The organism is Aeromonas sp. FDAARGOS 1406, assembly GCF_019048565.1.
Classification (GTDB): Bacteria; Pseudomonadota; Gammaproteobacteria; order Enterobacterales; family Aeromonadaceae; genus Aeromonas; species Aeromonas caviae.
Window position 1 is genome coordinate 3,725,157 of the sequence record NZ_CP077378.1, and the last position, 24,336, is coordinate 3,749,492.

Here is a 24,336-nt window from a genome sequence, read left to right on the forward strand (position 1 = left end):
AAACCCCGATTTGCGCCGCAAGCCGCGGGCGCCGGAATAGCGCGCCTGCGCACAGATTTGCCGGCACCCTGAGCCAAAGGCATCCCTTCACCCTGGCTGCCGGTCAATCGAGCGCGACGTCGACCCACACCAGGCGGTGATCCGAGCTGACCCCCTTGGCGATGCCGAGCTTGGCGTCATACACCAGGTGATGGCCAGTCTCGAAGCTGGCCGGCCAGAACACGCCGGAGGCGACCGCGTTCAGGTTGGCGGAAGGCAGCACGTGGTCGAGCTGCAGGCCGCTGCTGCTGGTGATGCGCTCCGGGGTGGGGCGGTTGTTGTTGCGCTTGCACTGATCCGGCTGGCTGGCGAGGCACTCGGGGCCGCCCTGGCTGACCGGGATCAGGGCGCCCTTGGTGACGGCCTGGTTGACCAGCACATGGTCGTGCAGATCCCGGATGGCGGTGCGATCCCCGTCGCCAATCTGGGGATCGGCGTTGAGATCGCCGGCGATGACGAACCTGGCGCCCACGGGCAGGCCACCGGCCTTGCCGGCGTCATCCACCATGTAGCTTTCCCCTTCCACATAGTCCTGCCAGAAGGCGACCTCGGCGCGGTTTCGCCTGACGTTGTGGCGCGCCGCGTTGCCGAAGATGGGCGGGGTCGGGTGGGAGATAAGGAAGTGGATCACCTCCTCCCTGTCTCCCTGCCTGATGTGCACCGGCACGTCGGCGTGGTTCTTGGACGAGAGCGGGTACTGCTGCCAGGCTGCATCTGAATACCAGGCATCGCCACACTGGCGGCCGCTCGGGATCGGTGCCCTGGGGTTGTGGCAATCGTCGATGACCGGGTTTGCTTCGCCCGGCATCTCCTTCCACTTGAATTTCTGGAAGGTGCGGATCTGCCTGGTATCGATGGGGTACCGGGACATTACGGCGAAGGCGTACTGGCCGTGATAGTTGCCAAAGCCCCAGGCGTCGTCCGGCCCGTTGTTGCGCTTTCCGTCCAGGTTGAGGTCATGGCCGCTCATCAGGCCGGTGTTGGTGGCGAAGTTCTGCAGCACCGGGTAGCCGATGGCCTTCACCTCGTCGTGCTGGGCATAGGCCAGGTAGTTCGCGTTGAAGGCTTTGAGGTCCGTGGTGTCGCTGCCCTTGCCGTCATTGTCGAATTCGCTCAGCAGCAACACGTCCGGCCGGGTGCGCTGCACTATCTCGGCGATGTTGCGGATCTGCTGCACGTCGAGGGCCTTGGTCTTCTCGGCGCCGCTCAAGGTGCCGTCGGCGAGGCGCGCCAGCAGGGCATCCTGCTCGGTGCGGGTCAGGGCGAGCTCTTCCCCCAGCATGCCGGGTGCAGTGCGATCGAAGGCGAGATTGAAGGTGGCAAAGCGAACCATGGCGGGCCTCGGCGTCAGTGTGGCCGGGACAGCCTGCCATCTTTGGCAGGAAAATGGCAGCACCCTGCCGAATTTCATGGGAAAGGTGCCCGGGTTTCCCCCGTGACACGCAAGCGCCCGGCTCAGGCCCAGCGGGAGAGAGGGGAGGGAATGGCGTAGGCGTAGCCCTGCTGGTAGTCGCAGCCCAGCCGGTTCGCCACCTCGATATGGGCCTGGGTCTCCACCCCCTCGCACACCACGGCCATGCCGAGTCGTTGCAGGTATTTCACCAGACCCGTCAGCATGTTGAGGGCGTGGCTACTTCGCGCAGCCTGAAGCAGCAGGGAGCGATCCAGCTTCACGATCTCGTAGGGGAGCATCATCAGGCGCTGGAAATTGCACGCCAGGGAGCCGAAGTCGTCACAGGCGATGTGGGCGCCATGGGCCCGCAACACCTCGATCATCTCCCTGTGCTGGTGTTTGATCCTGACGTGCTCCAGCACCTCGAACCAGATGTCGATCCCCAGCTTGCGGGCCTGGAGCAGCACCAGCAACAGCAGATTGCGGTAGGTGGGGCTGGAGAGCGCCGGATTGAGGTTGATGGAGAGCGCATAGGGGCCTTTTTGGGCGAGCACGGGCAGATCGCGCATGATGGCCCTGAGCATGACGATATCGAGGTGCAGAGCGTCATCTTCGCCGAGGGCGGCAAAATCGATGCACTGATAACCCTGGCTATCGGCATCCCAGCGCCTGGCCAGCACCTCATACCCCTTGACTTGACGATCCTGGCCGATGATGGGCTGATAAAAGGGGACGACGATATCCGCCATGTTGGCCATGGCCCTTACGGGAGACTCTTCTTTGAACGCAAACATGGTTCTCACCTGACGGGAACATGGTTACGCATCATACAGGGAGGGTCTAAAGGGAGGCTGTAGGAAGAGTCTGATAATGGGCCCTGCTTGGGCGTGGGCAGGAAGGAGGGGGTCAGGGAAGGGCATGGCCCTGTGCAGGTGCGGCGCCAGCCTGGGGGGCTGCGTGCATGGCCTGGGCAAGCCAGGACCAGTCGAGCATGGGGGAACCCGCCTTGAAGCGCTGATAGGCGTATCCCTGGCGGATGGTCAGGAAGAGGGTGCTTGGCAGGCCGAGGCGGTTGAGGTAGCGCACCATCACGTCTCCCTGATAATCCCGCAGCCGCAGTTGCAGCTCGGGCAGTGTCAGCCCGTGCTCGCGACCCGTTTCATCCCAGATTTCAAACATCTGTGTGCACTCCTTGCGACATGAGGCTCCAGTGTTTCTAAAAAGTGCGGGGAGGGCAATTGTCAGATCTGACAGCGCCATATGGATTCTATCCAGAAAAGTGAAAACCCGGCGCGAGGCCGGGTTGTCTGAAGGATGGTGGAGGGAGAAGGATTCGAACCTTCGAAGGCAGAGCCGTCAGATTTACAGTCTGATCCCTTTGGCCGCTCGGGAACCCCTCCACAGGGGCATTGCATATTGTGTTCAGGAAGATGGTGGAGGGAGAAGGATTCGAACCTTCGAAGGCAGAGCCGTCAGATTTACAGTCTGATCCCTTTGGCCGCTCGGGAACCCCTCCACGGGGTATTTTCCTGATTTTTACTTACTTGACGCACTTGAATGGTGGAGGGAGAAGGATTCGAACCTTCGAAGGCAGAGCCGTCAGATTTACAGTCTGATCCCTTTGGCCGCTCGGGAACCCCTCCCCAAGTGCGAGGCCGCATACTACCAGATCCGGCAAGGTTGTGAACCCCTTGGCCGCATTCTGACGACAAAAAAGTGTCAAGTGGTCATTTTTTGATATGTTTCGCTCAAAATTCACACTTTTCAATGACTTTTATGTCGCTGCCGAAACGGCGAGGGGGCGTAGGGGGGCTGGCAGCCAGGAGCCCCGGGGCTCCTGGCGGATCATGGGGAGCGGGCGCTCGCTCAGGCGTCGGCGGGGCGGGCCTGCTGGCAACCCTGCACCGCATGGGCGATGAGTTCGAGGGCGCTCTGCTCGCAGGGGGGCAGCACCTCGTCGCAATTCGCGATCGGGGTGACGCGATCTCCCCATTTGATGAGGGCGGCGCCCCAGGTCAGCCCGGCCCCGAAGGCGGCGGTCAGCAGGTAGCTGTTCGGCTTGACCCGACCCTGCTCCAGCGCCTCGCACAGGGCGATGGGCACGGTGGCGGCGGAGGTGTTGCCGTACTGCTCTATGTTGACCATCACCTTCTCCATGGGGGCGTTCATCCGCTTGGCCAGGGTCTCGATGATGCGCACGTTCGCCTGGTGCGGCACGATGAGGTCGATCTGCTCGGGGGCGATGCCCGCCTGGGCCAGTACGGTGCTGGTGGCTTCACCCATGCCGCGCACGGCGCGCTTGAAGATCTCCTGCCCCTCGAAGTTGAAGGTGAAGAGGCCGTCAATGTCGGCGAAACGCACCCGATCCGTACCGAAATTCGGCACGTGCAGTATCTCCCGCGCTTCGCTGTCACAACCGAGCTTGCTGGCAATCAGGCCGCTCTCCTGCTCGCTCGCCTCGATGATGACGGCGCCGGCGCCATCCCCGAACAGCACGGCGGTGTCGCGCTTGGCCCAGTCCAGCAACTGGGTTAGCCGCTCGGCACCGATCACCAGCACCCTTTGCATCATGCCGGTCTGCACCAGGGAGGTGGCGACCGAGAGGGCATAGACGAAGCCGGTGCAGGCGGCGTTGAGGTCGAACACCGCTGCCTTGTGGGCGCCGAGGGCCTGCTGCACGGCGGAGGCACCATTGGGGACCAGCGTGCCCGGGGTGGCGGTCGCGAGGATGATGCCATCGAGGGCGGCGGCGTCCAGACCTGCGCACGCCAGGGCGCGACGGGCGGCCAGGGTGGCGAGCGCCTGGGTGCTGACATGGGAGACCCGGCGGGCCTTGATACCGGTGCGCGGGTAGATCCACTCGTCCGAGGTATCCATGATGGTGCCGAGGTCATCGTTGGTCAGCGAGGCGGGGGGCAGGCATTTTCCCCACCCGGTGATAGTGGCGTATGTCATCTTGTCGTCGCTTATCGTGATGGCCGCCCTGGGGCGGAAAGTGGCGAAATTATGCCGCACGGGGCGTTCACTGTCATCCTGCGGTCCCCCCAGTGTAAGGGGAGTGGCGGGAGCAAGACCGTGATTTTGCTTAAATTTCCGCTTCTCCTTGCCGTAAGATGAAGGCCCGATCCCGGCGACCCCTTCCCGAGGTGACTCCTGTGCACAAAGCGAATCTCAATCTCTTGCCCACCCTCAAGGTGCTGCTGGAGACCCGCAACATCAGCCGGGCGGCGGAGCTGCTGAACCTGAGCCAGCCCTCCATCAGCAAGCAGCTCGGCCAGCTTCGCAGCGAGTTTGGCGACGAGCTGCTGGTGCGGGAAGGGCAGCGCTGGCTGCTGACCCCGCGGGCCGAGGCCCTGGCGGCCCAGCTTGCCGATTCCCTCGGTGCCCTGGAGCGGCTCTACGAGGCGCCGGAATTTGCCCCCGAGCGCTGCGAGCGGGTGTTTCGGCTCGCCTCCTCCGACTACGTGGCCCAGCACATCCTGCCGGACATCTGTGCGGCCCTGGCGAGGGCCGCCCCCCGGGCGGCGCTGGAGTACAGCCTGTGGGACAAGCGCCAGTTGCCCCAGCTCTGGCAATCGGAGCTGGACATGGTCTCCACCATCACGGAACTGGTGCCGGACCAGATCCGTGGCCTGCATCAGGGGGAGGACAGGCTGGTGGTGCTGATGGGGCGCCATCACCCGCTCTCTGGCATGGCGCCCAGTCTGGAGGATTACCTCGCCTGGCCTCACCTGCAGGTGAGCGGGGGCGGGGACAAGGACAGCCCGGTGGAGCAGGTGCTGGCCCCCCGCGGGCTCTCCCGCCGCTGGTTTGCCCGGGTGCCCTTCTTCCAGGCAGCGGTGGAGGTGCTGCTGCGCACAGACTGTCTGATGACCACCCCGGCCCATATCGCCTGGCAGCTCTCCCGGGAACATGCCCTGAGTTTTTGCGATCTCCCCTTCGCCACCCGGGTCCAGCAGTATCATCTGCTGTGGCACCAGCGCCACCACCTGGATCCGGCTCACCGCTGGTTCCGCGAGCTGGCCTATCCCTTCCTGCGGGATCACCTGCAATTCACCCTGGGGGAGAGTCGCAAGCAGTTGGCCCGAGGGCCGCAGGTGAGCCGCTGATGGCAGCGGGTTGTGCCACTCTATAGCCACTGGCTATGGACTCTATTCTTAACTTTCACTTCTGGCATAGCGAGCCACCCCCTACCCTGATCCCGGGTGACAACAATCGACACGAAGGAAGAGAAGGTATGGAGCTGACGAGTTGGCTGGCGCTGGCCGCCATTTGCGTGATGGGGGCCATCAGCCCGGGGCCCAGCCTGGCACTGATCATCCGCAATACGGTGCAGGGAGGGCAGGGCCACGGGGTTGCCACGGCGCTGGGACATGGCCTGGGAGTCGGCATCTATGCGCTGATCACGGCCCTCGGCCTCGCCATCCTGATCACCCAGACCCCGCTGCTGTTCGATCTCATCCGCTACGGCGGCGCGGCGTTCCTCGCCTGGCTCGGGATCAAGGCGTTGCTGGCCAGGCCTGCAGGGGGTGAGGCAGGCAAGGAGGAGGGACATCCGCCACGGGGACGTCAGGGGGCGTTCGAGGGCTTTATGGTGGCCTTCTTGAACCCCCAGCTCGCCATCTTCTTTATCGCCCTGTTCAGCCAGTTCGTGCACGCCGACACCGGCTGGCGTGAGGGGGGCATCATGATGCTGACCGCAGGCGGCATCGATGCGCTCTGGTATGTGCTGGTGGCCCAGGTGCTCTCTCGCGGGCCCGTACTCGCCTGGCTCAAGGCCAAATCCACCGTGATCGACAAGGTGAGCGGCCTGGTGCTGCTGGGGCTGGCCCTCAAGGTCGTGATCTAGCTCCGCGTCGGGTGCCTGCGTAGTCGGCATTCTGTCAGGGCCGGGGAATAAGGGGGCCGCCAGATGTCCTTGTACCTGGTCAATCCTGCATTCTGCGGTGATCTTAAGCGGGATCAAGGCGGGGGGCGGGGAGTCTGGCTAGAGTGGCGGCCATTTGCAGCCCTTCGAACCGGACGTTATGCGCGATCAGAACCATCACAACCGCCTGGAGTTGCTGGCCCCGGCCAAGAACCTCGCCTATGGCATCGAGGCCATCAACCACGGCGCCGATGCCGTCTACATGGGGGGCCCCGCCTTCGGTGCCCGCAGCGCAGCGGGCAACAGCCTCGAGGACATCGAGGCCCTGGCCCGCCATGCTCACCGCTTCGGCGCCCAGGTCTTCGTCGCCTTCAATACCCTGCTGCACGACCACGAGCTGGAGCAGGCCCGGCGCCTGACCCACCAGATCTACCAGGCGGGCGCCGATGCGCTGATCGTGCAGGACATGGGGCTGCTGGCGCTCGATTTGCCCCCCATCGCGCTGCACGCCAGCACCCAGACCGACAACCGCACCCCGGAAAAGGTGAAGTTTCTGCAGGACGTGGGCTTCTCCCAGGTGGTGCTGGCCCGCGAGCTCTCCCTTGCGCAGATCCGCGAGATAAGCGCCGCCACCAGCGTGCAGCTGGAGTTCTTCATCCACGGCGCCCTGTGTGTCTCCTACAGCGGCCAGTGCAACATCAGCCACGCCCGCACCGGCCGCAGCGCGAATCGCGGCGAGTGCGCCCAGCTCTGTCGGCTGCCCTGTTCCCTGCAAACGCCAGGGGGGGAGGTGCTGGTGGAAAACAGCCACCTGCTCTCCTTGAAAGACATGGATCAGACCGACAACCTGGAGGCGCTGATCGCCGCAGGGATCCGCTCCTTCAAGATTGAAGGGCGCCTCAAGGGGCTCGACTACGTCAAGAACGTCACCGCCTGGTATCGCCAGAAGCTGGACACCATCCTGGCGAGCCGCCCCGATCTGGTGGCCGCTTCCGCCGGTCGTTGCAGCTACACCTTTACGCCGGATCCCAAGAAGAGTTTCAACCGGGGCAGCACCGACTACTTCCTCCATGGCCGACAGCCAGGCATCGACTCGCCGCGCAGCCCGAAATACGTCGGGGAGCCGCTCGGGCGCGTCACCAGCGTGACCCGCGATGGCATCGAGATCGACGGCCAGGCCGTTGCCCTCAACAACGGCGATGGCCTCGGCTTCTTCAAGCCGGGGGGCGAGCTGGTGGGGATGCGCCTCAATAAAGTGGAGGAGAAGGCACAGAGCAAGCGGTTACTCCTGTCGGAACCCATGCCCGGTCTCAAGGTGGGCACCGAGATCTTTCGCAACCACGATCAGGCCTTCAGCAAGCAGCTCGAAAAGGGGAGCGCGGATCGCCGCATCCGGGTCGATATGCGGTTATCGGAGTGCGACGAGGGACTGCGGCTCGAACTTGTGGACGAGCAGGGCATTGGCGCCGCCGTCACGCTCCCCTGCGACCAGCCGCCGGCCGACAACCCGGAACGGGCGCTGCAGCAGGCCAGGGATCAGCTCGGCAAACTCGGCAACACCCTGTTTGTGGCTCGCCAGATTGAGTTGGCATTCACTCGCCCGCTATTTATTGCGGCTTCACAGCTTAACGGCTTGCGCCGGGAGGGGATCGCCGCCCTGGAGGCGGCCCGTCTGGCTGCCTACCGGCGACCCGAGCGGCGCATTCCCCTACGAGGCGCCGTTTATCCCCAGCATCGGCTCTCCTACCTCGGCAACGTGCTGAACAGCGCGGCGGAGCAGTTCTTTCGCGAACACGGGGTGGGGAGCATCGCCCCCGCGTATGAGGCGAACAAGGAGGAGCGGGAAGTGGTGCTGATGACAACGAAGCACTGCATCCGCTACAGCCAGCAGCTCTGCCCCAAGGAGGTGCCCGGTCTCAAGGCCGAGCCCCTGGAGCTCAAGATGGGCAAGGAGAGCTTCCGCCTGCGTTTTGACTGCCACCGCTGCGAGATGCAGGTGATGGGCAGCCTGAAGAGGGGATGATTGCCCGTGTGGGCATGGGGATGGAGCGGATTTGATGGCAGTATGGGGCGCGGTCTTGTCACGGATATCCCGTGGTGAGACACCTTCCCCCAGCCTTCTTCTGACAAAGGATCCGTCATGAACATCCATGCACTGCCGTTTTGCACCACGAACTGGGCCGAGGTCCCGCCGACCGAACACAAGGGAGAGCGCGGCGTCGCCCGCTGGCACACCCGGCAGTTCGGGGAGCTGCGGGTGCGAATGGTGGAGTACTCCCCCGGGTATCTGGCGGATCACTGGTGCAGCAAGGGTCATGTGCTGCTCTGCCTCGAAGGGGAGCTGCACACCGAGTTGCAGGATGGCCGCGTCTTCACCCTGACGCCGGGCATGAGCTACCAGGTGGCGGACAACGCCGAACCCCATCGCTCCTACACCGAACTGGGCGCTCGCCTCTTTATCGTCGACTGAGCCGCCCTCTTTCCCGCTTTCACCTTGCGCTTCAGGAACTTGCCATGCTTGAACTCAGACCCAACTGCGAGTGCTGTGACCGGGATCTGCCCGCCGACACGGCGACGGCCTACATCTGCTCCTTCGAGTGCACCTTCTGCGCCGAGTGCAACGATCAGTATCTGCACCTGACCTGCCCCAACTGTGGCGGCGAGCTGGTCAGGCGCCCGCGCCGCCCGGCGGCCAAGCTGCTGAACAACCCCGCCTCCCTCCAGCGCGTCTTCAATCCGGCTCTGAAAGCGGCGCTGGGCAAGGGGGGCTAGGGCTCTCCCTTCATGGGAAGGGCTGGGCTGGCAACTGGCTCGTCCCTGTGGCTCTTGACCTTCTCCCGGCGGCAGCCCCTATCAAGGGGGCTCACACCAAAGGAGCAAAAGATGACGGAGCGATTCGAAGGAGAAGGGGCGAAGGCCTATGACAGCCGCATCCCCCTGCTGGTGCTAGGCTACGAGCTGCTGCACCAGCTTTGTGCCTCCCGGCTGATGGCCGCGCTGGGCCAGCAGGCCCGGGTGCTGCTGGTGGGGGTGGGCACGGGCAGCGAGTTGCTGCTGCTTGGCCGTCTCTGCCCCCGCTGGACCTTTGTGGCCCAGGATATCTCGGCGGACATGCTGGCCCAGGCCAGGATGCGGGCCGAGCAGACGGGCATGGGGGACAGGGTGTGCTGGCACCTGGGCGCATTGCCTGTGGTGAATAAGCCTTGCGATGGCGCACTCTGTCTGCTGGTGCTGCATTTTCTGGCGCAAGATGCCAAAGCTGCGCTATTGGGTGATATTTATCGCCAGCTCAATCCTGGCGCTCCCCTGCTGCTGGCGGATCTGATGGCGCCAACGGACCCGCTCGAGCGCAAGGCCATGGGGTTGCAAGCCGCCCTCGCCGGTCTGCCGCTTCCTGCCTGCGAGCAGATGGTGCGCCGCCTCGGAGAGGACTTCACCTCCCTGGACGAGGGACAGACCCGGCGCCTCTTGCAAGGGGCCGGTTTCGCGGCGGCGCACCGCTTCTTTCAGGCGCTGGGGTTTCACGGCTGGCTGGCGCAGCGGCAGTGAGCCCTGGCCGGGTGGCGCCGGATCAACGAGAGGCCCTCTCCAGCGTCAGCAGTGCCTGCTTGATGGGCAGGCCTCCCGCATAGCCGGTGAGGCTGCCATTCTGGCCGATCACCCGGTGGCAGGGGATGATGATGGAGAGCGGATTGCGGCCGTTCGCGGCACCCACCGCCCGCACCGCGTTTGGCTTGCCGATGGTGCGGGCGATGTCGCCGTAGCTGCGGGTCTCCCCGTAGGGGATGTCGCACAGCGCCTGCCACACCGCTTGCTGAAACGCCGTGCCCCTGGGGGCGAGCGGCAGGGTGAAGCGCTGCAACCGGCCCGCGAAGTAGTCCCGAAACTCGGCGAGGAAGGGGGCGAGCGCCTCGCCGTCCTGCTGCCAGTCCTGCATGTCGGGGAGCGGCCGCAGTCCGGCCAGGAAATCCACATGGACCAGGCCGCGCTCGTCGATGGCGACCAGCAGTTCGCCCTGGTCGGTGGGCATCATGTCATAGCGGATCATGGGCTCTTCTCCTCGTCTTGTGTCTGTGTTGGCCGGGTGAGCAGCGCCGGTTGTTCACTCATGGCGTGCCACAGCCAGCTCGCGGCATAGGCGCGCCACGGCTGCCAGGGGGCGCTGCGCGCTGTCACCTCTTTCACCGGCAGCTTGTCACCGCCCCCCAGCGCCTTTTGTAGCACGAGATCCGAGGCGGGGAAGGCATTCGTGTCGAGCCCGCAGCGCAGCCGCCAGTAAGCGACCGTCCAGGGACCTATGCCCGGCAGCGCGAGCAGTTGCTCGTCGCTTGCCGTGGCGAGGGTGAGTGCGCCGCTTGCGAGCGCCGAGGCCAGCCCTTGCAGGGTGCGGATGCGGCTGCCCGGCATGCCGATGCCGTCGAGATCCAGCTCGCACAGCTGGGTCGGGGTGGGCAGCTGAGCCGTGCCAAACTGAGCCTGGGTGCGGGCCACCAGGCGCCCCATGATGGTGATGGCACCCTTGACCGACACCTGCTGGCCGACGATGGCGCGCAGTATCACCTCGTATTCATCCCACCCCCCCGGCAGCCGCACCCCGGGCCATCGTCCCTGGATGCCGGCGAGCAGCGGATCCTGCCCCAGGTGTTCGCCGATGCGGCTCATGTCGGCGTCGAGATCCCACATGCGGCGCACGCGGTACAGGATGTCTGGCAGCGCACCCGGCGGCAGATCCCGCACCGTGAGTCTGAGCCTCTCCCCCTCGACGGGCTCGATGCGGATGAGCCCCTCTTGTTCGCCGACCCGGTGACGGCGTTCGTAACCGTGCTCATCCACCCGCTCCAGCCCCGGAATGGCGCGCAACCGGTAGAACGCGAGCATGGCCTGGACGTCGAACGGCGGGCGATACAGCAGGTGCAGTTGCAGGCTCGATTGCGGCGTCTCCTGCGGCGCACCCCCTTCCTGCTTGCGCAGGGCGCCCGGCGTCATGCCATACGCCTGCAGCCAGGCGTCGTTGAAGCGACGAATGCTCGCAAAGCCTGCGGCAAACGCCACGTCCGTGATGGGCAGGCGCGTCTCCGTCAACAGCCGTTTCGCAAGCAGCAGGCGGCGCGTCTGCTCCACCTGTTTCGGCGAGGCGCCGAGGTGTTGCTCGAACTGGCGCCGCAGCGTGCGCTCCGTGATCCCGGCCTGCGTTGCAAGGGAGCCCAGGCTGTGCTCCGCAAGCTCGCCGCGCTCGATGCGCGCCAGCACCTGGGCGACGAGCGGTGGCAGATCCCCGCTCTGGGCCGGTGCGAGCTCGGGGCGACAGCGCAGGCAGGGGCGCAGCCCGTGCTGCTCCGCCGCCGCCGCGAAGCGAAAATAGCGCACATTGTGCTCGTGCGGTGCCCGCGCCGGACACACGGGGCGGCAATAGATACCGGTGGACAGCACCCCGGTGAAGAAGCGACCATCGAAACGCGCGTCTCGCGCGAGGCGTGCGGCGTGGCACTGCTCCCGAGTGAGACCCGGGATGATCTCGTCTCGTTGGGATGAATGCGGGGGCTCTATGGTCATGGCATGGCTCGGGTTGCTGTGGGCATGTCCCAGAGACTAAGCGGGGGCGAGAGGGGTGACTAGCCAAAAACGGACAGGGATAGCAAAAATAGTGCGATCCGAGGAATCCCAGTCCTCCCTTTGTAAGGTTAGGGGGGCAGGACCCCACCCTAACCCTCCCCTTCGTAAGGGGAGGGGACAAACAGCTCCCCTCTGTGAACGGGGGCGGGGTTAGCTCCTCCCCCTTGTGAAGGGGGAGGCTGGGAGGGGGTTCAACCTCGCTTATTTCAGATAGCGCTGTTCGAGGTGTTTGCGCAGCCATTGGGGATTGAGCGCCTCGCCGGTCGCGCGGCGAATGAGCTCGTCCGTGCCGTGCAGGCTGCCCTGGGACCAGATATGGCGACCGAGCCAGCCAAAGATCTCCGGCAGGCGGCCGGACTCTACGAGCGTGCCCATGTCGCCGAGCTCACGCTCGAGTGCAAAGCGCAGCTGCGCCGCGTACATGGCGCCGAGCGTGTAGCTCGGGAAGTAGCCAAACGAGCCGTCCGTCCAGTGGATGTCCTGCATGCAGCCGTTCTGGTAATTGCCCTTCGTGGACAAGCCGAGCCACCGCTGCATCTTCGCGTCCCACAGCTCGGGGATGTCCGCGACCTCGATGCGCCCTTCCATCAGGTCCCGCTCCAGCTCGTAGCGCAGGATGACGTGGGCAGGGTAGGTGACCTCGTCCGCATCGACGCGGATAAAGCCGGGCTCGACCCTGTTGTACAGCTTCTCGAGGTTCGCGGGGGCGAGCGCGGCCTGTTCGCCGAAGTGTGCGCGGATGCGCGGTGCAATCTGTGCAAGGAACGCGGGGTGATGGCCGAGTTGCATCTCGCAGAACAGGCTCTGGCTCTCGTGAATGCCCATGGAGCGCGCCTCGGCCACCGGCTGGCCGAGCAGTGCGCGCGGCAGGCCCTGCTCGTAGCGTGCGTGGCCCGTCTCGTGGATGATGCCCATCAGGCTGGAGACGAACTCCTGCTCGTTGTAGCGCGTGGTGATGCGCACGTCCGTCGGCACGCCGCCGCAGAACGGGTGGCTGCTCACGTCGAGCCTGCCGTGCGCAAAATCAAAGCCGAGCAGTCCCATCACCTCCTGGCCGAGCGCCTGCTGCGTCGCAACCGGGAACGGGCCTTGCGGGGTGAGGATGGTCTCGATTTTCTGCCGCTCGCTCACGGTCTGGATGAGGCCGGGCAGCCAGCTCGTCAGATCGCCGAAGATCTGATCCAGCCTCGCGCTCGTCATGCCGGGCTCGTACAGCGCCAGCATGGCGTCATAGGGGCGCACCCCGAGCGCGTCGGCGCGCAGGCGAGCCACCTCCCGCGACAGGCGCACCACCTCCTCGAGGTTCGGGGCAAAACCTGCCCAGTCGTTCTCCTTGCGCTGGCGACGCCAGGCGTGCTCGCATTTGCTGCCGGCCAGGGAAAGCGCCTCCACCAGCGCCCCCGGCAGCAGGCTTGCATCCTGCCACTGGCGCTTGATCTCCCGCAGGTTCGCACGCTGGTGCTCGTCCAGCGGTTCACTCTCTGCCTTGGCAATCCACTCCCCAAGCTCGGGGGCGGTGCGCTTGCCGTGGATCAGCACGCCGAGCTCCGCCATCGCTTCGGCGCGGGCCTCGTTGCCCCCCTCCGGCATCATGGCGGCCTGATCCCAGCCGCAGATGGCGGAGAGGTGGGAGAGGCGGTGCAGTTGTTGCTGATGTTGTTCGAGTTTCTGGTATGACATGGGATTGTCCTTGTTATCGTCCCTGATGGTATGCACCCCGTACCTGGCATGATCGGGGCCGCCCGATGCTAGCACTGCCATCCCCCCTGGTGCCACCCTCAGGCAGTCAGCCGAGGCGCTTCTGGTGCCGTTCGCGGTTTTCCGCCTTCTTGCGCTCGCTCTTGCGCAGCAATACGTAGAGCGCACCGCTGCCGCCGTGGCGGCGCTCGGCGCTGTGCATGGCCATCACCGAAGGCAACTGTGGCAGCCAGGCGCTGACATGGCTCTTGAGCAGGGCACGCGGGGTGCTGCGCTCCCCCTTGCCGTGCAGGATCAGCAGGCAGCGGATATCCCGCACTTCGCATTCGGCAATGAACTGCACCAGGGCGATACGGGCCTCGTTGAGCGTCTTGTGGTGCAGGTCGAGGGAGCCTTGCAGCTCGTATTTGCCAAGGCGCAGCTTCTTGTAGACCCCCTCCTGCACGCCGTCACGCTTGAAGCCGACGATGGCATGGGGGTCCAGCATCTCGACTGCTTCCGTGCCAAGGTGATCCAGGGTGAGTTGTTCGGCGGTGGCGGCTTCCCGGCGCGCGAGTTGCGCCTCGGTGGGCTGGCTGTTGCCCGCAACGGGGGCGATATGGTCGCTGCGAAGGGGCCGCACGTCGGCCACTTCCTGCAGGAACAGTGAGAGTTCGTCGTTATGAGACACGGCAGGCTCCCCGCATGAAAATGAGGGAGCCAGTATAGCGGGCCTTGGTGGGCCTTAGAATGGCAACGCTCGCAGGCCCCGGCCCCTGCCGGGTAAGGCGGTCTGAGCGAGCCTGGTTATTGCCCCTCTTTGGGCGGCTCTGCGTGCATCACCTTGTAGATGAAATAGACCGCATAGGCGCTGATGAGCAGGAAGGTGCCGAAAATCACCAGCATGGACATCAGCCCCACGCTGTTGCCGAACATCAGGTTCATCCAGAATTCCATCTCGTTCACTCCTGTCACTGGGCGGTGACAGGCATGATAGATACCTCTTCAGGAGGGAGGGGATGATCTCGATCAACTCCCTCTCTGGTTATTTAATCGGCAGCAAATTCTGTGAGCCGACGCGCATCCGGCGCGTCAGGTCGCCGGACTGGACGCTATTTTGCTTTCTCCAGGGTCGGTTCGGTGAGGGGCGTGATGCGCCAGCCCTGCTGCTCCAGCAGGGCGAGCAGCCCGTGCTCGCCGTAAAGATGCAGGGCTCCTACCACGATAAAGCTCTCGTTCGGCAGGCTGGGCCACTTCTTGACCCAGTTGCGGTTGCGCTCCGCCAGCAGGGTCTGTTCCAGCCAGGCTTGCAGCTTGGGCGGCGCCATCTCCTCCCTGAGCAGATTGATGAGGGTGGCCTCGTCCCCGTTCTGCCAGGCGGTCATCACGGCGTCGAACCCCTGCTGGATGTCGGGCAGCTCGTCCAGGGTGCTCTCCAGCATCAAGGTCTGGTTGTCGCCGACGCTCGCGAGATAGCCGAGCTGCTCCAGCAGGGTCTCCAGCCCGACGATGGGCTTGCCGCCGTCGTTCGCCCGCTTGGCGAAGTGCTGGTCGACACCGTATTCACCGCGATAGCCGGTGCGCTCCAGGGCTGCCTGGGTCAGGGTAATGGCCGCAAACCAGGGACGCAGCGGGGCCAGCATGCTCTCGTTCAGACCGTTCTGGCCCGCGGCGATGAGGGTGCGACGGTAGAGGTCGATGGGCAGGTGATCCTTGAGGGTCTTGCCGTCGACGAGCCGGGTGATGGCGCCCATCTCCTGCCACTGCTCCTGGCTGATGTGGGTCATGTCCACCTCCATCACCAGGGCGCGGCTCTGCTGCCAGGCGCGCTCCACCGGGTCCGGCAGGGGATAGAGAGAGGGTTTGCCCGCATGGATGGACCCCAGCAGCCAGTGCTGTTCGTTGCCCTTGTTGATGCGGTAAAAGGCCGGATCGGCCATGGCATGGAGCGGCAGCAGCAGGCAGAGCAGGAAGGAGAGCAGCGTGGGATGGAATCTCATGAGGCACCTTATGTGAGCGGGATGAGTGCTCTATGATAAGTCCTCATTTGTCACAGCCAAGAGGTTTCCCATGCCCCACCTTCGTTTTCGGGCAGTTTCTGTCGACACCCTGCAGCGGATAAGCGCCCCCCTGATGGCGGACCTCTGCGCCCTGACCGGTGGCAAGCCGGAGTTCGTCACCCTGGAGTGCGTGCCGAGCCAGTGGGTACGAGATGGCCAGCCCGAAGCCGGTTTTCCCTTCGTGGAGCTGGTCTGGTTCGAGCGACCGCAGGAGATGCAGGATGCCGCCGCCGCCCTCATCACCCGCCACCTGAAAGGGGTGCTGGGGGAGCAGACCTATGTGGTGGTGCAGGTGCTGCCCATCGTCAAGAGTCACTACTACAGCAACGGCCAGCACTATTGAGCGGGCATCGTTGCTAAGACAGGTGCATGTCAAGAGGAGGGCCCGCCGAGGGCACCTTTATCAGACGGATTTGATCAGCAGCTTGTCAAGCCAGCGGCTTGGCAGCAGGCGGCGCAGCACGGTAAACAATTTGGTCGGGAAGGTGACCGGGTAGCGGTGCCTGGGACGCTTGCTCGTGAGCGCATGCACTAACGGCGGGATGCAGGCCTCGCTTGGCAGGGTGTAGCCCCGGGCACCCCCTTCACGCTCCAGCCTGGCCAGCGTCTGGGCATAGGCGTCCTGATGGCGGCTCGCGCTCGGGTCTATGTGGCGCAGGAAGGCCTCCCGGGCATTGGCGCGAAACCGGGTGTCGATGGGGCCGGGTTCGATCAGGCTGATGTGCACGCCGCTGCCCGCGAGTTCCAGGCGCAGGGTGTCGGTATAGCCTTCCAGCGCGAACTTGCTGGCGTTGTAGGCGCCACGATACTTCATGGCCACCAGGCCAAGGACCGAGCTGTTCTGCACTATGCGCCCCTCGCCTGCCGCCAGCATGGGGGGCAATACCTGGCGAATGAGGTGATGCCAGCCAAAGAGGTTGGTCTCGAACTGCTCGCGCAGCGCCTCGGTGGGCAGATCTTCCAGCGCACCGGGCTGGCCGTAGTGTCAATGTTAGATGGATCTTTTCGATGATGGCAGTATGCTATCCGCACCAGTCAGGCCAATCGCCGCACGGAGTCAACATGCCAAAGCCAAAACCCATGATCTACCCCTACTCCCGGATAAGTTCAGCCAAGCAGGCCAAGGGCCAGGGTCTTGCCATGCAGCAGGAGGAGGAATTGCTTGAAAAGCTAAAGGAGCGCTATGGCATGGAGATTTACGGGGGGCGCATGGTCGACAGCGGAAAGTCCGCATTCCACGGCAAGCACATCGCAGACGGGCAACTGGGTTGGTTCTTGGCTGCCGTCCAGTCAGGGGAAGTGGCCCCCGGCTCGATCCTTGTTGTCAGCAGTCTCGATCGATTTAGCCGTCAGCAGGTTCGCCGAGCGTCCCGCGACCTAGTTAACGTGCTGGATGCCGAAGTGGGGGTTTACTCTGTTTACGAGGGCAGATGCTTCTGTGACCCGAAAGGCAACAGAGGCAACGACTCAGCTGATATTCAGTACGCTACCGCAGTGCTCGACCGAGCAAACAACGAAAGCGCCACCAAGCAGGCCCGCACCCACAAAATCCGCGATCTTGCAATCGCTCGCCATCTGCGAGGAGAGCGCCACGAGTCTGGCTTTGCCTACTCGATTAAGGTCGTGGGGAATGACGTATGGTGGGTCGATAATTCTGATGGCGTTGTCCGTCCCCACGAACAATATGCCCCGCTGGCGAAACAGATCGCGCTTCGATTGATTGCCCGAGAGAGCCCGCTGAATGTCACCAAGTGGTTGAATACCGAGGGCATCACCTGTCCCATCAATCGCAGCGACAAGAAGGCGAAAGGTGCGTGGAGCCACCACGTTATACGCCGATTCCACTTAAACCGGGCGCTTATGGGTGAGAAGCGAATCAACCAGACGGTGTTGGATGGATATTACCCGGCAGTCCTGACGGAGGATGAATACCTCCGGCTGGTTCACGCCCGGACTTGCAGTATGCGCCCAAAGTCATCTGGCCGAGCCAAGGTTATTAGTTTGTTTGCAGGGGTGGAACAGGTGCAGTGTCGGCATTGTGGTGCAGGAGTGCATCTCAACTCAGAGGCGGGAGGGTATGTCAACTACCGATGCAGCGGCTTCAAGACTGAATTGGCCTGCCCCGGCTGGAGTAAGCGAGCCCGCGACATTGAAAGCGCCTTGTTAAGTGTCTGTCTCGCCGAGACTTGGAAAGATCCTGAGCAGTTGCCATCAAGCCGAGTGCCAGTGATTCAAGGGGAAATCTACCGGTTACAAGCTAGTCTCGATAATCTTGTGGAGATGGCGAGAGATAAAGGATTCCCCAAGATCTTGATCTCGGAGATAGCCGATCTGGAAGCGAAAATAGAACGCCTTGATAGCGAGCTCGAACAAGCCAGAGTCGAAGAGGTCGCCAAGCAGGTACACAGTGCAGCATCAATCCGCGAGCGCTGGAAGGCTATCACGGATAACGTCTTAGATCCGACCAACGATGAGTCTCGCCACCATATGCGCGAGTTACTGCGAGATTCCATAAAATCGTTCCGTATCGGGCGGCCAAGTTACATGGGTGTTGAAGACCGAGAGAATGCGTTGAAAGCAAGGGAGATGTTGGACGCAGCCGCAAGGGGGGCGATTGTGCTTGAGGAGGATGAGCGCAAATTTTTGGAAGGCGTGAGGAATAGTCTTTTCAATGATGAGGGAAAATCTAAAGGGCATGAGCGCTTTACGGTCGTACTGGAAATGGAGTTCATAAACGGGACGCGCCGGGTTGTCACAATAGGCAGAAACGGCCCTATCGCAGTGGCTGGCATTGAGAGGGAGCAGCTACCGCCGGAAGTAAAGGCACAGCTAGGGGAGGCGCCCGCGAGCCTCTTCAACACATACGCCCCGATTAGCCTGGATGACGAGGCATGGTTGCAGGAGGAGTTTAAAGGCTTCCCCACCAACAGGGAGACCAGCGACCAATGATGGGTTAAACGCTCCAGCTCGAGGGATTGTGTTGGACTCTCTGGGAGATAACGCATCAATCTTTTGTCTCACTGATCTCACTGATCTCACTGATCTCACTGATCTCACTGATCTCACTGATCTCACTGATCTCACTGATCTCACTGATCTCACTGATCTCACAGGATGACAGGCGGCAATAATGGGTGTTCGTTTACCGCAACGCCCCATATACGCACTAGCCAACGGGCTATGACTTGGGCTGGTACTGCTTAAAATACTGGGAAGCCAGTGCCTGCGCCTTTGCTAATTCGGAAGGTGTCAAACTCTCAGCTAATTCATCACGGTTTTTGGCTGCCGCCTCGTTTCCATTGGCAGCAGCTACAGAACACCAGACGTAAGCTAGTTTGTCATCTTGTGCCACCCCCTGCCCATTGGCGTACATCACACCGAGGTTGGATTGCGCAACGTCATGGCCTTGTTCGGCGGCCTTATGTAACCAAGTCGTGGCCTGCTTGAAATTTTGTACCACCCCATGGCCTTTGGCGTACATCACGCCAAGGGCGGCTTGCGCATCGACATTACCCTGTTCTGCCGCCTTCAGGTACCAAGCCTCAGCCTTTTTATAGTCCTTGGTCACCCCTTGGCCATTTATATACATATCGGCGAGGTTGGATTGTGCATCTACATCACCCTGTTCTGCAGCTTTGCTTAACCAGAACACAGCCTTCTCATCGTTCCGTATTCCTCCAGAACCAATCCCAACTCCCCATCCCGTTTTGTACAACATGCCGAGGTTGGATTGCGCATCGACATTGCCCTGTTCTGCCGCCTTGAGGTACCAAGCTTCAGCCTGCTTAGAATCCTGTTTAGTTCCAAGAATACCAAAGTCGTATATCAAACCAACTTGGTATTGCGCATCGACATAGCCCTGTTCTGCCGCCTTGAGGTACCAAGCTACGGCTTGTTTATCATCCTCATCGACTCCCCACCCCACATTGTACAAAAATGCTAAATAGTACTGTGCATCGGCATTACCCTGTTCTGCTGCCTTGAGGTACCAAGCCGCAGCCTTCTTATCGTCCTTGGGCACCCCTTCGCCATTATTGTATTTCAAGCCTAGGATGAATTGTGCCTCAGCATTGCCCTGCTTGGCTGCATTCTGAACATCAGTAAGGGGGGCGTTGTTCCAATCTGTCGCTTGTAATGGCGCCCCCCAACAAGCCCCAATGATCATCAGTGCAAAAATTCCTTTTTTCATCTATATGTTACCGTTTTATTGATACTGCCTCGCATCTTACCGCAGATGACAGCATCGGTGGATTTCTGGGATCTCAAAATGGAGCGGGAACAACACGGAAATCACCACATCTGGTTGCCAATTTGCTCACTTGATCAAAATCTCACCAGTCCCAATAAATGAAATTACACGCACAACGAACGTTGAACATTGTGTGTGGCTGTTGTTAATCCGAGACTAATCCCTTTCTTGCTTTGGCTCAAAATTTGTACCTTTTGAGCCACCCAAACACCCCATCGAAAAGAGTGGCTCAAAAGTGTTGATTTAGTTATGAGCCAGCTCTATATTATGAGCTATAGTTTGTGAGCCATCTGTGGGGGATTGTCATGGCGGTTATCGGGTATCTGAGGGTGAGCACTGGCGAGCAAAGCGTAGAGGCTCAGCGACACAGCATTGAGCAGATCCACAAGGTAGAAACGTGGTTCGCAGACGAAGGCATATCTGGCGCAGTGAAGGCATTAGAGCGCACGGAATTCTCCGAGCTGTTCAAGTTTGTGCGGAAGGGGGATACGCTAATTGTTCCCGCCGTTGACCGTCTTGGGCGTGACACCATCGACGTTCTACACACGGTTGAAGCGCTGCAAGCCAAGGGCGTGTCGATTATCAGCTTGCGGGAGGGGTTCGACCTATCCACGCCAATCGGTAAGGCAATGCTGACCATGCTGGCCGCTGTCGCAGAGCTGGAGCGCTCAAATATCAAGGCCCGTCAGATGGCCGGGATCGCTAAAGCCAAGGCAGAGGGCAAAGCATTAGGGCGTGAGAAGACCATCGACGATACCGCCGTTGCTATCTGGCGGAAGGAAAACAGCGCAAGCATCCAGGCGACCGCCGAACATTTTGGGATTTCACCCGCCAGTGTGAAGCGAGCCTGCAAAGCAGCGTAATGACGATCCAAACAACACGCGAATAAAGCAACAACATACCGGCCAAGCGCCGGTATTTTTTTGTCTCAAGTATGGTGATCGGTCATCTATTTGTGTAACATGTAATCATTGTAACTTATTGAGATTTATAGGCTTATACATGAAGGTTTCAATATTGAAGCGTCAGCTCGCGGAGCGGATGGGTGAGGATGCGCACTATCTGGAAGGTAGGGACAAAGCGTTTTTAGCAGAGCTTGCCGGTATACCGGTTGAGCAGATTGAAGACGACGAGATCATCACTGGTGAAGGGGAAACCGGCTGGATTGAAGAGCGTGAGACCAATCTAGATTTGGCGGACAGGATGCGCATGGAAGTTAAGGAGGAAATCGAGAAGCAGCGTCAGCGCACTATTGAGCGTGGAAGCCTTGGCGGCTCGTATCGTATAGCGGCGGCATTGGCCCGCAAAGGAGGTAAAGCATGATCCCAGAAACGCGTTTCGAACAGGCGCATGGTGTGACAGCGGGCAAGCTCTCATACGCTTTGGAACTGATGGATAAGGGGGACGTTGTGGCGGCTCGCGATGTAATCCTTGAGGTTCAAAAGACCAATGAAGAGCAGGCCCGGGTTATTGATACCCGGCTTTATGGGGCTGTTCGTAATCTATGCGAGGCGAGGCGTATGGATAGCCGGAGATTTTTCGCATTGCAGCAGGTGTTAGGGTTGCGCGAGATCGTCCGCTCCTTGCTCGTATCACCTGCCGGGGTGGATCTGATCTCTATGCATGTGCCAGTAGAAAATGATTTCTTCGTCTCCATGCTGTCTAGGATCCCACAATCGGCGGCAGTAGCCCCCATAGCCAATGACAATGAGCGGGCGGCAACCCTGACATATCAAAATGGGAATGCGCGTTTATGGACGATGTTCTGCGAACAGCAGCAGGGTTTGGAGCATGGAGAGGGGAAAGCATGAAGCCGCAAAAAACAGTCCAAGTAATACGGTTATCCCGTCCAGTCGCGGAACGTGTTGCGATATGGGCCAGTGCTCTGAATATGTCGCCTACGCAAATTGTGGAGCTGGCAATCACCCGGTGGGAGCAATTGACCCCGTGTGATGCGCTCGGAATAGAGGGGGGCCGCGATGCGTCGCACCTCCCCCGCCCTTGAAGCGCAGGTTGCCGCAGCTCTCGCGGCAGGATGGCCGATTGTTGCTATCGCCGAGCAGACGGGGATCAGCCTATCCACAGTGAAACGGATCCGGGGGCGTTCAGGTGTTCGCCCCGACTCGATGCGGGAGGAGTTGATAGAGGAGGCCCGCGCCGGATTGCGGGCCTCATTATCTTCTGAGTTCGCCGCCTCGGAGGGCGCTCGCCTCGTCCGGTCACAGGTTGCACTTTGCAACCAAATCCATACCAAGACAGCCGAGCTGTTAGAGAGCCTGACAATTGATAGTGAATGTGACAGGCACCAAGCGGCCAAGATCCTTTCAGCGTGTGCCACAGCCAGTAAGCTAGCCGCTGATGGGTTGCGCCGGGTACTCACACTGGCAGCGGAGCCGGAGGTGGTCGAAGCCCTGCCGGAGCTGGTTGTGAGAGACTACACAGACGAGGAGATATTGGCTATCAGGGCCGAGCGCGATTGCTGGGGCGATGTGCCGCCAGAGTGATGCAGGTTGACGGCGGCCCCGCCCATGTCGCAAAGTAACTCCGTAATTTTGGCCGATGAGTCGGCCCTACCTCTTCGCTAACGCCCATTTCGCGGCGTCCTTTCGTTGGAATCCCCATAGGTACTGACACCGGCCCTAACCGGTCAGTTGTCGCTGTACGCGCTTTACAGGCACTTAGGGGATGGGACGGGAGACATTTAAAAGAGGGCTTGCCGCTGGCAAGCAGGCAAAAACAAAAAAAGCCGCCAAATGAGGCGGCACAAAAGGTTTTAACTATGGATAGAGTATCAGCAGAGAACTCGGTGCTCAATGACTGGTCATCAAAATTAGCGTGGCCTCAGTGGTGTGCTATGGCGCAAGCATTTCTCGCAGAGTACCGGCAAGCCCTTGTATCTGGAGAGGCTTTCACGGAGTACAAGTGGCAGGAATGGGATCAGTTCGACACGCTAGAACCTGATATTTCAGTCAGTGAGACTAAGAAGCGAGGGCGTCAAGTTCGCCCACCATACGCTGATCGCCCCGTTTCCGACGATGAATGGACCGTCATTGAGAGTCGTTCGCGTTGGATTATGGCTGGCGGCTGGTTAGCGGTCAGATCTGCACAAAGCCACGGACATCACCCCTATCAATGGGCTGCCAAAAACCAGCTAAAAGCAGCAGGAAAAGACCCCGGAAATTTTCCAGCAATTGCCGCAGATAACGATGCTAGAGATCACCGTGCAACCCTAGAGCTGGCAAGGCTTTGCGCCCTGTCCATGCGTAACGAATCTAGGGGCTTTGTAGTTAACACGGATATATGCTCCAAATACTCCCTCGATGATGTATTCCAAGCAGAGGAATGTCAGAGAGCATTGAAGCCCCTGATTACCTCAACCTTCGACAAACTCAGCCCCACTATGAAGCAGCTCTTGAAGCTGGCGAGCATGTATAGCCGGACAGGTGTCTACACCGCCGTGTCCCTTAACTTTGGAAAGGGGAAGCTGGACAAGTTCAAGGGCAAGGCGAATGGGCGCATGGCATGGCACAAGCGGATGACGACGGCACTAAACAAAGCTCTGCAAGGATTGCCGTTTAACTTTGTGATGGAGAGAGCACGCTCCGGTTGGCACCTTCACATGATTGTCCATGGTGTCCACTATGAGGTGTTCGAGGAGCAGCACAAAGCCGCACTCTTGCAAATTGGCGGAGCCTATACCCCGGAGGCCGAAGATCACCAGCTTGTGATCGATGGCGGTTATGGTTTCGAGTGGATGCTTGGATGGGTCGGATACATGACCAAGGACAAGGACGCCATCCTCTACGAATCCAATGCGTTGACCGCAGCAGGCAGAGAGCTGTTTGCCTACGTGAAAGCCAAGCTGACTGACTATCACACCCGGAACAGTCAGATCACCAGCCCCACACAAACCAAAGTCCTAGAAAAACCAGCTCCCTATGCATCCCCCAGTGAGAAAGTCAGTAATGCAATTTTGAAAATCGAGGCCAATGGCTGTGCAGCCACACCCGGACACGCTCATGAAGGCCCACAGGACGCGCCAGAATCAATTTCAAACCCAAAAGCACCCCAAGACAGCACAAGCACCAACAAGGCGGTTAAAAGCGATTATGTGAGCGTTGGCGACATAGAGGACCAACAAGTCCACCAGCCCCGGCTACCTGAAGACAGTGCCCTTGATGCCATGCTCGTAGAGTTGGACAAGTGGGCAGCCACTCACTTCGGAAGGGAAGAGATGCAAGGAGAGCTGACCCGGTAATGGACGGTTAATGACCCGGTATTAAAAGTAGATGTACGGGGTGTGTCAGGTGTAAGGGGGATCGTAAACGTGTGAGACAGTACCGGGACGATTTACAAAAACCGCTTTAGAGCACTCCAGCGAGCATCCGGCACCGTACCAAATGGCATAGCGACAAAAACGCACAGGGGGCGTTCTAGG

The 24,336-nt window shown here is 61.2% G+C and carries 23 protein-coding genes, 3 tRNA genes and 2 pseudogenes; 13 read left to right on the forward strand and 15 right to left on the reverse strand.

Annotated features, from left to right (window positions below; all coding sequences use genetic code 11):
• Positions 1 to 103 precede the first annotated feature (103 nt).
• The 7 genes and pseudogenes from I6L36_RS17640 to I6L36_RS17670 all read right to left on the reverse strand — a co-directional run bounded on the left by I6L36_RS17640 (position 104) and on the right by I6L36_RS17670 (position 4,387).
• Positions 104 to 1,412, reverse strand: a pseudogene (locus tag I6L36_RS17640) (endonuclease/exonuclease/phosphatase family protein).
• 82 nt (positions 1,413 to 1,494) lie between these two features.
• On the reverse strand, positions 1,495 to 2,226 hold the full coding sequence (locus I6L36_RS17645) for an EAL domain-containing protein (RefSeq protein WP_109112803.1): 732 nt from the start codon (positions 2,224 to 2,226) through the stop codon (positions 1,495 to 1,497).
• Positions 2,227 to 2,338: 112 nt separating this feature from the next.
• Positions 2,339 to 2,611: a hypothetical protein gene (locus tag I6L36_RS17650; protein ID WP_109112804.1), complete on the reverse strand. Its 273-nt coding sequence runs from the start codon at positions 2,609 to 2,611 to the stop codon at positions 2,339 to 2,341.
• 136 nt (positions 2,612 to 2,747) lie between these two features.
• Positions 2,748 to 2,832, reverse strand: a tRNA-Tyr gene (locus I6L36_RS17655).
• Positions 2,833 to 2,863: 31 nt separating this feature from the next.
• Positions 2,864 to 2,948: transfer RNA gene (locus tag I6L36_RS17660), tRNA-Tyr, on the reverse strand.
• A 42-nt stretch (positions 2,949 to 2,990) separates the two neighbouring features.
• Positions 2,991 to 3,075 (reverse strand) — tRNA-Tyr (locus I6L36_RS17665).
• Between the two features lie 223 nt (positions 3,076 to 3,298).
• Entirely contained in the window at positions 3,299 to 4,387 is a 1,089-nt protein-coding gene (locus I6L36_RS17670; protein WP_109112805.1) for a ketoacyl-ACP synthase III, read from the reverse strand.
• 200 nt (positions 4,388 to 4,587) lie between these two features.
• Between I6L36_RS17670 and I6L36_RS17675 the strand changes: the two genes are divergently transcribed.
• The 6 genes from I6L36_RS17675 (at position 4,588) to I6L36_RS17700 (ending at position 9,848) form a co-directional block, all read left to right on the forward strand.
• The gene (locus tag I6L36_RS17675) at positions 4,588 to 5,541 is read left to right on the forward strand and encodes a LysR family transcriptional regulator (RefSeq protein WP_109112806.1); all 954 of its coding nucleotides are present in this window, start codon (positions 4,588 to 4,590) and stop codon (positions 5,539 to 5,541) included.
• Positions 5,542 to 5,669: 128 nt separating this feature from the next.
• Positions 5,670 to 6,281, forward strand: coding sequence for a LysE family translocator (locus I6L36_RS17680; RefSeq protein WP_160836568.1), 612 nt, complete (start codon positions 5,670 to 5,672; stop codon positions 6,279 to 6,281).
• A 178-nt stretch (positions 6,282 to 6,459) separates the two neighbouring features.
• Positions 6,460 to 8,322, forward strand: coding sequence for a U32 family peptidase (locus I6L36_RS17685; protein WP_109112808.1), 1,863 nt, complete (start codon positions 6,460 to 6,462; stop codon positions 8,320 to 8,322).
• Positions 8,323 to 8,439: 117 nt separating this feature from the next.
• On the forward strand, positions 8,440 to 8,769 hold the full coding sequence (locus I6L36_RS17690) for a DHCW motif cupin fold protein (protein WP_041214635.1): 330 nt from the start codon (positions 8,440 to 8,442) through the stop codon (positions 8,767 to 8,769).
• Positions 8,770 to 8,813: 44 nt separating this feature from the next.
• Complete coding sequence (locus tag I6L36_RS17695) at positions 8,814 to 9,071, forward strand: DUF1272 domain-containing protein (protein WP_041211221.1); 258 nt, start codon at positions 8,814 to 8,816, stop codon at positions 9,069 to 9,071.
• 111 nt (positions 9,072 to 9,182) lie between these two features.
• Positions 9,183 to 9,848 (forward strand): class I SAM-dependent methyltransferase, encoded by a 666-nt coding sequence (locus I6L36_RS17700; RefSeq protein WP_109112809.1) that lies wholly within the window; start codon positions 9,183 to 9,185, stop codon positions 9,846 to 9,848.
• 22 nt (positions 9,849 to 9,870) lie between these two features.
• Here I6L36_RS17700 and I6L36_RS17705 read toward each other — a convergent pair whose 3' ends face one another.
• The 6 genes from I6L36_RS17705 to I6L36_RS17730 all read right to left on the reverse strand — a co-directional run bounded on the left by I6L36_RS17705 (position 9,871) and on the right by I6L36_RS17730 (position 15,589).
• Complete coding sequence (locus tag I6L36_RS17705; RefSeq protein ID WP_109112810.1) at positions 9,871 to 10,347, reverse strand: methylated-DNA--[protein]-cysteine S-methyltransferase; 477 nt, start codon at positions 10,345 to 10,347, stop codon at positions 9,871 to 9,873.
• Positions 10,344 to 11,852, reverse strand: a complete 1,509-nt coding sequence (locus tag I6L36_RS17710; RefSeq protein WP_109112811.1) for a DNA-3-methyladenine glycosylase 2 — start codon at positions 11,850 to 11,852, stop codon at positions 10,344 to 10,346. The genes I6L36_RS17705 and I6L36_RS17710 overlap by 4 nt, the downstream gene beginning before the upstream one ends.
• Before the next feature lie 261 nt (positions 11,853 to 12,113).
• Positions 12,114 to 13,592, reverse strand: coding sequence for a carboxypeptidase M32 (locus I6L36_RS17715; protein WP_162540604.1), 1,479 nt, complete (start codon positions 13,590 to 13,592; stop codon positions 12,114 to 12,116).
• A gap of 106 nt (positions 13,593 to 13,698) precedes the next feature.
• Complete coding sequence (gene smrA, locus I6L36_RS17720; RefSeq protein WP_010673286.1) at positions 13,699 to 14,280, reverse strand: DNA endonuclease SmrA; 582 nt, start codon at positions 14,278 to 14,280, stop codon at positions 13,699 to 13,701.
• 116 nt (positions 14,281 to 14,396) lie between these two features.
• Positions 14,397 to 14,546, reverse strand: coding sequence for a DUF3149 domain-containing protein (locus I6L36_RS17725; protein WP_010673287.1), 150 nt, complete (start codon positions 14,544 to 14,546; stop codon positions 14,397 to 14,399).
• 155 nt (positions 14,547 to 14,701) lie between these two features.
• Positions 14,702 to 15,589 (reverse strand): TraB/GumN family protein, encoded by an 888-nt coding sequence (locus tag I6L36_RS17730; RefSeq protein WP_041214639.1) that lies wholly within the window; start codon positions 15,587 to 15,589, stop codon positions 14,702 to 14,704.
• Between the two features lie 70 nt (positions 15,590 to 15,659).
• Here I6L36_RS17730 and I6L36_RS17735 point away from each other — a divergent pair, with 70 nt between their 5' ends.
• Positions 15,660 to 15,992, forward strand: coding sequence for a DUF1904 family protein (locus I6L36_RS17735; RefSeq protein WP_041214640.1), 333 nt, complete (start codon positions 15,660 to 15,662; stop codon positions 15,990 to 15,992).
• A gap of 60 nt (positions 15,993 to 16,052) precedes the next feature.
• Here I6L36_RS17735 and I6L36_RS17740 read toward each other — a convergent pair.
• Positions 16,053 to 16,631: pseudogene (locus I6L36_RS17740) on the reverse strand (SDR family NAD(P)-dependent oxidoreductase); the annotation flags it as partial.
• An 80-nt stretch (positions 16,632 to 16,711) separates the two neighbouring features.
• On the opposite strand from I6L36_RS17740, the gene I6L36_RS17745 reads away from it, so the two are divergent.
• Positions 16,712 to 18,598 (forward strand): recombinase family protein, encoded by a 1,887-nt coding sequence (locus I6L36_RS17745; protein WP_216944571.1) that lies wholly within the window; start codon positions 16,712 to 16,714, stop codon positions 18,596 to 18,598.
• Between the two features lie 229 nt (positions 18,599 to 18,827).
• Here the strand turns inward: I6L36_RS17745 and I6L36_RS17750 are convergent, their stop codons facing one another.
• Complete coding sequence (locus tag I6L36_RS17750) at positions 18,828 to 19,838, reverse strand: SEL1-like repeat protein (RefSeq protein ID WP_216944570.1); 1,011 nt, start codon at positions 19,836 to 19,838, stop codon at positions 18,828 to 18,830.
• 341 nt (positions 19,839 to 20,179) lie between these two features.
• Between I6L36_RS17750 and I6L36_RS17755 the strand changes: the two genes are divergently transcribed.
• From I6L36_RS17755 to I6L36_RS17775, 5 genes are all read left to right on the forward strand, one after another.
• Positions 20,180 to 20,761 carry a recombinase family protein gene (locus I6L36_RS17755; RefSeq protein WP_226014373.1) on the forward strand — a complete coding sequence of 194 codons (582 nt, stop codon included), beginning with the start codon at positions 20,180 to 20,182 and terminating at the stop codon, positions 20,759 to 20,761.
• 154 nt (positions 20,762 to 20,915) lie between these two features.
• On the forward strand, positions 20,916 to 21,221 hold the full coding sequence (locus I6L36_RS17760) for a hypothetical protein (RefSeq protein ID WP_141712016.1): 306 nt from the start codon (positions 20,916 to 20,918) through the stop codon (positions 21,219 to 21,221).
• Positions 21,218 to 21,709: a hypothetical protein gene (locus I6L36_RS17765; RefSeq protein ID WP_069651784.1), complete on the forward strand. Its 492-nt coding sequence runs from the start codon at positions 21,218 to 21,220 to the stop codon at positions 21,707 to 21,709. The genes I6L36_RS17760 and I6L36_RS17765 overlap by 4 nt, the downstream gene beginning before the upstream one ends.
• A 168-nt stretch (positions 21,710 to 21,877) precedes the next feature.
• Complete coding sequence (locus tag I6L36_RS17770) at positions 21,878 to 22,402, forward strand: helix-turn-helix domain-containing protein (RefSeq protein WP_167824804.1); 525 nt, start codon at positions 21,878 to 21,880, stop codon at positions 22,400 to 22,402.
• A 209-nt stretch (positions 22,403 to 22,611) separates the two neighbouring features.
• Positions 22,612 to 24,156 (forward strand): hypothetical protein, encoded by a 1,545-nt coding sequence (locus I6L36_RS17775; protein WP_141712014.1) that lies wholly within the window; start codon positions 22,612 to 22,614, stop codon positions 24,154 to 24,156.
• Positions 24,157 to 24,336 lie beyond the last annotated feature (180 nt).

What these genes read in the sequence shown, in the direction of transcription:
- I6L36_RS17645 (WP_109112803.1), bottom strand. Translation starts at nt 2,226, where the DNA reads ATGTTTGCGTTCAAAGAAGAGTCTCCCGTAAGGGCCATGGCCAACATG.
- I6L36_RS17650 (WP_109112804.1), bottom strand. Translation starts at nt 2,611, where the DNA reads ATGTTTGAAATCTGGGATGAAACGGGTCGCGAGCACGGGCTGACACTG.
- I6L36_RS17670 (WP_109112805.1), bottom strand. Translation starts at nt 4,387, where the DNA reads ATGACATACGCCACTATCACCGGGTGGGGAAAATGCCTGCCCCCCGCC.
- I6L36_RS17680 (WP_160836568.1), top strand. Translation starts at nt 5,670, where the DNA reads ATGGAGCTGACGAGTTGGCTGGCGCTGGCCGCCATTTGCGTGATGGGG.
- I6L36_RS17685 (WP_109112808.1), top strand. Translation starts at nt 6,460, where the DNA reads ATGCGCGATCAGAACCATCACAACCGCCTGGAGTTGCTGGCCCCGGCC.
- I6L36_RS17690 (WP_041214635.1), top strand. Translation starts at nt 8,440, where the DNA reads ATGAACATCCATGCACTGCCGTTTTGCACCACGAACTGGGCCGAGGTC.
- I6L36_RS17695 (WP_041211221.1), top strand. Translation starts at nt 8,814, where the DNA reads ATGCTTGAACTCAGACCCAACTGCGAGTGCTGTGACCGGGATCTGCCC.
- I6L36_RS17700 (WP_109112809.1), top strand. Translation starts at nt 9,183, where the DNA reads ATGACGGAGCGATTCGAAGGAGAAGGGGCGAAGGCCTATGACAGCCGC.
- I6L36_RS17705 (WP_109112810.1), bottom strand. Translation starts at nt 10,347, where the DNA reads ATGATCCGCTATGACATGATGCCCACCGACCAGGGCGAACTGCTGGTC.
- I6L36_RS17710 (WP_109112811.1), bottom strand. Translation starts at nt 11,852, where the DNA reads ATGACCATAGAGCCCCCGCATTCATCCCAACGAGACGAGATCATCCCG.
- I6L36_RS17715 (WP_162540604.1), bottom strand. Translation starts at nt 13,592, where the DNA reads ATGTCATACCAGAAACTCGAACAACATCAGCAACAACTGCACCGCCTC.
- I6L36_RS17725 (WP_010673287.1), bottom strand. Translation starts at nt 14,546, where the DNA reads ATGGAATTCTGGATGAACCTGATGTTCGGCAACAGCGTGGGGCTGATG.
- I6L36_RS17730 (WP_041214639.1), bottom strand. Translation starts at nt 15,589, where the DNA reads ATGAGATTCCATCCCACGCTGCTCTCCTTCCTGCTCTGCCTGCTGCTG.
- I6L36_RS17735 (WP_041214640.1), top strand. Translation starts at nt 15,660, where the DNA reads ATGCCCCACCTTCGTTTTCGGGCAGTTTCTGTCGACACCCTGCAGCGG.
- I6L36_RS17745 (WP_216944571.1), top strand. Translation starts at nt 16,712, where the DNA reads ATGCCAAAGCCAAAACCCATGATCTACCCCTACTCCCGGATAAGTTCA.
- I6L36_RS17750 (WP_216944570.1), bottom strand. Translation starts at nt 19,838, where the DNA reads ATGAAAAAAGGAATTTTTGCACTGATGATCATTGGGGCTTGTTGGGGG.
- I6L36_RS17765 (WP_069651784.1), top strand. Translation starts at nt 21,218, where the DNA reads ATGATCCCAGAAACGCGTTTCGAACAGGCGCATGGTGTGACAGCGGGC.
- I6L36_RS17770 (WP_167824804.1), top strand. Translation starts at nt 21,878, where the DNA reads ATGCGTCGCACCTCCCCCGCCCTTGAAGCGCAGGTTGCCGCAGCTCTC.